This is a genomic window from Arthrobacter sp. (assembly GCF_031988865.1).
Classification (GTDB): domain Bacteria; phylum Actinomycetota; class Actinomycetes; order Actinomycetales; family Micrococcaceae; genus Arthrobacter_B.
Map to the genome: position 1 here is coordinate 63,532 of NZ_DALZXY010000006.1, position 6,620 is coordinate 70,151.

Genomic DNA, 6,620 nt, shown 5'->3' on the forward strand with positions numbered 1-6,620 from the left:
CCAAGTTTTTTCAAGCTTTTTTCCACGTTTTAAGGACATATTTCATGCCCCATACCTCGGGCCGAACAGCCTATGACGTTGTTGTTATAGGGGGCGGAGCGGCCGGTGTGGCCGCGGCGGTGAGCGCAGCCCGCGACGGTGCCACGGTTTGCCTCGTCGAGAAGTACGGCTTCCTCGGCGGCGCAGCTACGAACAGCTCGGTGCTCTCCTACTGCGGCTTTTTCGACCAGCAGGGCGAACAGGTCGTTTACGGTTTCGGCGAAGAGTTTCTGGAAGAGCTTCGCGGCTACGACCTTTACCGGCGCGAAACCTACAGCAATTCGGGAAATACGGTCATTCTGCTGGATCTCGAAGCCACCAAACTCATCCTGGACAAGCTGACCGCCAACGCCGGCGTCGACGTCCTTTTCCACAGCACGCTTCACGCAGCGAAACGGGGCCCCGGCGGCATCGAGAGCGTAATGCTTTCCCACCGCGGCGGCGACCTGGAGATCGTGGGCAAGACCTTCGTGGACTGCAGCGGTGACGGCGCCCTTTTGGCTGCCGCCGACGCCGCGCATCACCTCTCTCCGCCCGATCAGCGCCAGGCAAGCACCCTGGTGATGAGGGTCGGCGGGGTCACGGAGGATGCGGAGACCTCTCCCGAAGCCATGGACCGGGCCCTGGCCGCGTATGCCCTCCGGACCGGTGTGGAGCTGGGCCGCAGCAACAGCACTTGCGTCCGGCTGCCGCTCTCCCGCGAGCTCATGCTGCTGCTGGCCGACGAACACATCGACGTCCTCGACGTCCAGGCGCTCAGCGAGGCCGAACGCCGCGCACGTACCCGGTGCCACGACTATCTCAACGCATTTGTCTCCTGCCTGCCCGGCTGGGAGCAGGCCTACCTTGCAGCCACCGGCCCGCAGCTCGGCATCCGTGAGGCCCGCAGGCTCATGGGCCAGGAAACAGTGCGTGCAGAGGATGTAAGCGGTGCCCGGCGCCGCCCGGAGGACGCTGTTGCCCGGTGCGGATGGCCGATGGAAGACCACGCCGTTGCGGGCTCCACCTCCTACCACCGGATCGCCGGACAGAGCTGGTACCACATCCCCTATGGGGCGCTGGCATCCTCGGACGTGGAGAATCTCTGGGCCGCGGGGCGTCTGGTCAGCTCCGATAACCGTGCCTTTGCATCCCTTCGGGTGATGGGCACCGCCTTCGCCACCGGACAGGCAGCCGGGCTCGCCGCCGCGCTCTACGCCAAGCAGGACTCCGTGGACATTGCCGTGCTCCAGCAGGCGCTCGTAGGCCAGGGGGCCCTGGTATGAGCGGTCCATGGGTCCAGCTCCCCCAGCGGGTGGCGCTGACCGGTGCCGCCGGCAGCCTCGCCTCCGACATCATCCCTGCACTGCTGGCCTCGGGGATGGAGCTGCGCTGTATTGACCGGGTCCGTCCCGAACGCGATTTCGACGTGGAGTGGGCGGTCTGCGACATCACTGACCGGCCCGCCCTCAGCGCGGCGCTGTCAGGCTGCGATGCGGTGATCCACCTGGCTGGAATTCCCCTGGAAGACGACTGGGACCGCATCCTGAAGGTCAACATCGACGGCACACAGGCAGTACTTGACTGCGCCCAGCGGCTGGGGATCACCAAGGCAGTGCTGGCAAGTTCGATCCATGCGGCCGGTTTCACGCCGATACCGGCCGACGGCGCGCGGGTCCCGGATGAGACACCCGTGCGTCCGAACACCTTCTACGGGGTTTCCAAGGCAGCCCTTGAAGCTCTCGGCAGTTACTACCATGACCGCCACGGTATGGACATCACCTGTCTGCGCATCGCTTCCCGCTTCGAGACCCCACGGGATGCCCGGATGCTCAGCACCTGGCTCTCCCCCGCGGATGCCGGAGCCTTGTTCCTGCAGGCCCTGGACAAGCCCTCAAATGGTTACCGCATCGTTTGGGGCGTTTCCGCCAACACCCGGAGCTATCTTTCAGCAGCCGGCGGAACAGCGATTGGCTACGAGCCGCAGGACGACGCCGAGCTCTGGGCGCCGGACCTGGTTGGCCCCGGCGCTCCGGAGACCCTGCAGGCCGCAGATTGGGACCAGCAGTTCATTGGAGGGATCTTCAGTTCCCCGTTCCCTCCCCGCCACACCCCACAGCAGTCCACCGAGATTCAGGAAACAATATGACCCCAGCAACTTCGACGGAATATGCCTTCGAGGTTAACTCCGTCCACAAGGTCTTCCCCGGCGCCACCGGCGTCCACGCCCTCGACGACATCAACCTGAAGCTGAAGGAGGGCTCCTTCACCTGCATCGTCGGGCCGTCCGGCTGCGGAAAGTCGACGCTGCTCCGCATCCTTGGCGATCTGGAGACGGCGACGTCCGGCCACATCTCCACGAGCCTGCACGCGGATAAGGTCCCAACCTCCGCCTTCGTGTTCCAGGAACACGGCGTGTTTCCCTGGTTCAACGTGCTGCAGAACGTCGCCTTTGGCGAGCAGATGGCCGGTGTGGGCCGGCGCGAACGCGAGGAACATGCCAGGCACTGGATCGCCGAGGCCGGACTGACCGGTTTCGAGGACTCTTATCCGCATCAATTGTCCGGTGGTATGCGCCAGCGCATCGCCATCGCCCGCGCGTTCGCCACCGGCTCCCCCGCGCTGCTGATGGATGAGCCGCTCGGTGCACTTGATGCCCAGACACGGATGCTGATGCAGGAACAGCTGGTGAAGCTCTGGGAGCTGGAGCGAAAGACGGTTGTCCTGGTCACCCACTCTATTGAGGAAGCGCTGCTGCTGGGCGACCAGATCGTCATGATGTCCGCCCGTCCGGGCAGGGTCAAGGAAATTATCGACGTTCCGTTCGGCCGCCCGCGCAGCATGCAGATCGAAGCAAGCCCCGAGTTCGCGTCAATGAAGCAAGATATCTGGGATTCATTGCGCGACGAAGTCCAAGCATCCCTGAGGTACTCCTAAAATGACGACAACGACCCAAGACCATACCCAGGCATCGGCCGACGCCGAGCTCCAAGGTGCGATTGCGCGTGAGTTTTCGCGGGAGCGCCGGCTCCGCTTCCGGGACCTTGCCCTCTCCGTCCTGACTCCGGTCCTGCTTCTTGCCATCTGGGAACTGCTGGCCCGCGGCGGCGCCATCGATGCTCGCCTGTTCACACCGCCCACACAGATTGCTGTGCAGGCGTGGAGCATGATGGAAAGCAACGAACTCTGGAAGCACACCGGAGCCACTGTGGCGCGGCTCAGCGTTGGATTCGCCTGTGGCGCTGTGGCAGGCATCGCCGTCGGCCTTTTGATGGGAGTGTGGAGGCCGCTGCGCGCTGCGCTCGGCCCGACGTTCACGGCCCTTTATGCCCTGCCCAAGATCGCGATCCTTCCGCTGCTGCTGCTGATCTTCGGCCTCACGGAAACACCGAAGGTGCTCAGCGTGGCCATCTCGGTGTTCTTCGTCATCCAGATCAACACGCTTGCCGGCATCGTCCAGATTGATGCCCGGGTGCTGGAAGCGGCCCGCGCCTACAAAGCCACCGGGTTCAAGTTGTTCCGTTACGTGCTGCTGCCCGGAGCGACCCCCGCGATCATTACCGGACTCCGGGTAGCGGCTGGAATGTCCGTCATCGTTATTACCGCTGTTGAGTTCGTGGCCTCGAATGACGGCCTCGGCTACCTCATCTGGAACTCCTGGCAGCTTTTCCAGCCCGCCAAGATGTACGTCGGGCTGATTGTTGTTTCCCTCGTGGGCGCACTGGTGACCGCACTGGTGCTTCTCCTGGAACGCGCAGTACTTCCCTGGAAATACTCCAATGGATCAAAGAAGAAGGATAAGAAGTGAAACTGAAACTGAAAGTGTCTGCCGCAATGGTGCTGGCAGCCCTCGTTACGACCGGATGCAGCGCCGAATCCGGTGCGGAAGCTGAAGGACCCGAAACGACGAGTGTGAGCGTCGGAATCGTACAGCTGCCCATTTTTGCTCCCATCTATGTTGCTGATGCCAAGGGCTACTTCGAAGACGAAGGCCTGGAAGTAAAGCTGGAGACCGTTAAGTCCGGCCAGGATGCCGTTCCGCTGGCTTCCAGTGGAAAACTCGACGTTGTCGCTGCCGGCTTTTCCGCGGGCATGTTCAGCGCCATTGAAACCGGCCTCGACATCAAGGTCGTAGGCTCGATGGGCGTTGCTGACGGAAACACCGAGCAGAGCCCCACCAGCCTGGTTGTCTCCAAAGCACTGGCCGACGACGGACAGATCAATGGCATCGAAGACCTGCGTGACCGCAAGGTCGGCGCTGCCGGCGGTTCCGGCGGAACCGGCGCGTTCCTGCTGGCGCTGGCGCTGGAGGAAGCCGGCCTTGGCATCAACGACGTCGAGGTAGTCAACCTCGGCAATCCGGACATGCCTACGGCTATCGCCAATGGCAGCCTCGACGCAGGCCTGATTTCCGCACCGTTCTCCACTCTGGCCATCGGTGACGAGACCGCTGTCCAGCTCAGTGTCCCGCCGGCCGGAACCTCCGGTACCGGAATGATCTTCGGCGGACACTTCGCAGGCTCGGACAACGCGCAGAAGTTCTTCAACGCCGTCGCCCGCGCGGCCAAGGACCTCCAGGGCGAGGACCGCTACTCGGACGAAAACCTGAAGATCATCGGCGATGCCACCGGGCAGACGGCTGAAGAGGTCAAGGCTGTCCCGCTCTACACCTGGCTGCCGAATCTGGCTCCGTTGCCTGAGCAGCTCGCCAAGATGGAAGAAGTCTGGATGGCTTCGGGTGCAATCGAGTACTCGGCACCGATTGAGCAGGGCAGCTACATTGATTCGAGCTTCTCGGAGAACATCAAGTAGTTTCTGCACCGAGAAAAGCAAAACCGGGCGGGCCTCCACCAGTGGGGGCCCGCCCTTTGTTTTGTCGCATGTATTAGTGTCAGGGAAACTTTGGAAATTATCTTCGTTAGGGCCGCCGACGCCGGGATCCTGCGCCTTAGGACATCGGCATCTTTCCAAGCGGTCCCAGGTAAGGATTATGGAATTCGACAGCATCGAACTCGTCCCCGCTGACCCCCAGGGGTGGGCAGCAAGATTTGACGTCGTTCGCCGACGACTGGCTCGCTTGTTACCGAATGCGGCGGTCGAGCACATCGGTTCAACCGCCGTTCCAGACCTTCCCGCCAAGGACGTTGTTGATGTCCTGGCCGGCGTGCGTTTACACGAGTGGTCAACCGCCATGGCGCTCCTTAGTTCGGACGGATTCGACTGCGAGGGTCACAGGGAAGGACATGCCTGGTTCAGTCTGCCCAACAGGAGTAACAGGGAGATCGTCGTCCACCTCGTCGAGATCCAGGGACGACAATGGCGACGACGCATAGCGTTCCGCGATATCTTGCGGAACGATATCCGAGCAAGGGAACTCTATCTGAGCGTCAAGCTCGACGCCGCAGCCAGTACCGGAGACTGGGGCGAATACACTTCCTATAAAGCGGACCTGGTGGCAGCGATTCTCAAAAGTGCTGGGGTGCCCTGACTGGCAGCAACCACTGAAGCTGCAGCTCAAGCCAAACCCGGCGCCCAGCCAACCGCGGGCCAGGCAGCGCCTGCCTGCCCCAAGCAGGCCCGCTCATCCCATTCGTCCCTTTCCGGACGCTCAGAAACGGTTGCTTGGCAGCGCGTGGAGTAATCCGACGAACTAACCGAGTCCCTGCCGTAGAAGCTCACCAGATTGCCTTATTGTCGCCACTCAGCCCCGGACAGTCCAACATGATCCCGGAGTTTAGTGCCGCGCTCATCGCAGTTGCGGCATGTCAGAGCCCCACGGGCTGTGCTGATCGCGTCTCCGGGAAGCATCGATGCGCCTCAAACAAATTTGAGGTGGGGCATGAAGGTGATGCGCAGTGTCCCATATTCTTCTTGTGCCGCTGGATTCTTCTTGTGCCGCTGCGGCGGTGGGCTTCAAGGGTGGCCTCGAGCCCAAGCTCTGTTTCACGTGAAACGGAACATCACGCCCGAGATCGCTGAAGCCCCGAATCCAATGCTCAGGCCAAGGTGCCAGGAGGCTTCCCGCCGTCCTTTGCTTTTCCCTTCGGCAGCTACGCCCGGGTTACCGGGAGGGACCATCGAATCATCGGCGTGCGTTCTTCCCTCCTCCCCCCCGGAGTCGTTGGGGCTTCCACGCGCCACGGACTACGGCGCCAGCGACTGTGCCCGACCCAGGGTTCAATGGACCAAGGACGGGCGCCTTCGCAGTCAACGCGAGCATTACAGGCTTCCCAGACGTACGGTCCGATTGCTTCAATTCCAGACAGGCCTCGAGATTTTAGCCAGTTCCTCGGAATCTCCCTTCATTCAGTTCGACACTAATGCGGTTCCCCAGCCATGGGGACGAGGGTGCGAAGCTAGGCGGTTGGCCATCGATACTTACCTCTGCACATCGTTGCCAGGGGAAGGGCGGCGGGCTGGAAAGGGCGGCAGCACCGCAGGGTGGAAAGGCGTCAGGGTTGGAATGGCACAGCAGGGTGGAAGGGGCGGAAGGGGCGGAAGGGGCGGCAGGGAGGGAGTGGCGCTGCAGGGCTCAGGACTTAGGGCTCAGGGCTCAGGACTCAGGGCTCAGGGCTCAGGGCTCAGGGCTCAGGGCTCAGGGC

6 protein-coding genes are annotated in these 6,620 nt (G+C 62.6%); all 6 read left to right on the forward strand.

Annotated elements, in window-relative coordinates:
- Positions 1-44: 44 nt before the first annotated feature.
- The 6 genes from RTN46_RS02295 to RTN46_RS02320 all read left to right on the forward strand — a co-directional run bounded on the left by RTN46_RS02295 (position 45) and on the right by RTN46_RS02320 (position 5,506).
- Positions 45-1,304 carry an FAD-dependent oxidoreductase gene (locus RTN46_RS02295; protein ID WP_312178807.1) on the forward strand — a complete coding sequence of 420 codons (1,260 nt, stop codon included), beginning with the start codon at positions 45-47 and terminating at the stop codon, positions 1,302-1,304.
- Positions 1,301-2,167: an NAD(P)-dependent oxidoreductase gene (locus tag RTN46_RS02300; protein WP_312178808.1), complete on the forward strand. Its 867-nt coding sequence runs from the start codon at positions 1,301-1,303 to the stop codon at positions 2,165-2,167. The genes RTN46_RS02295 and RTN46_RS02300 overlap by 4 nt, the downstream gene beginning before the upstream one ends.
- Positions 2,164-2,955, forward strand: a complete 792-nt coding sequence (locus RTN46_RS02305; protein ID WP_312178809.1) for an ABC transporter ATP-binding protein — start codon at positions 2,164-2,166, stop codon at positions 2,953-2,955. Before RTN46_RS02300 ends, RTN46_RS02305 begins: the two co-directional genes overlap by 4 nt.
- Before the next feature lies 1 nt (position 2,956).
- Positions 2,957-3,826 carry an ABC transporter permease gene (locus RTN46_RS02310; RefSeq protein ID WP_312178810.1) on the forward strand — a complete coding sequence of 290 codons (870 nt, stop codon included), beginning with the start codon at positions 2,957-2,959 and terminating at the stop codon, positions 3,824-3,826.
- Positions 3,823-4,830, forward strand: a complete 1,008-nt coding sequence (locus tag RTN46_RS02315; protein WP_312178811.1) for an ABC transporter substrate-binding protein — start codon at positions 3,823-3,825, stop codon at positions 4,828-4,830. The genes RTN46_RS02310 and RTN46_RS02315 overlap by 4 nt, the downstream gene beginning before the upstream one ends.
- A gap of 178 nt (positions 4,831-5,008) precedes the next feature.
- Positions 5,009-5,506: a GrpB family protein gene (locus tag RTN46_RS02320; RefSeq protein WP_312178812.1), complete on the forward strand. Its 498-nt coding sequence runs from the start codon at positions 5,009-5,011 to the stop codon at positions 5,504-5,506.
- Positions 5,507-6,620: the final 1,114 nt, after the last annotated feature.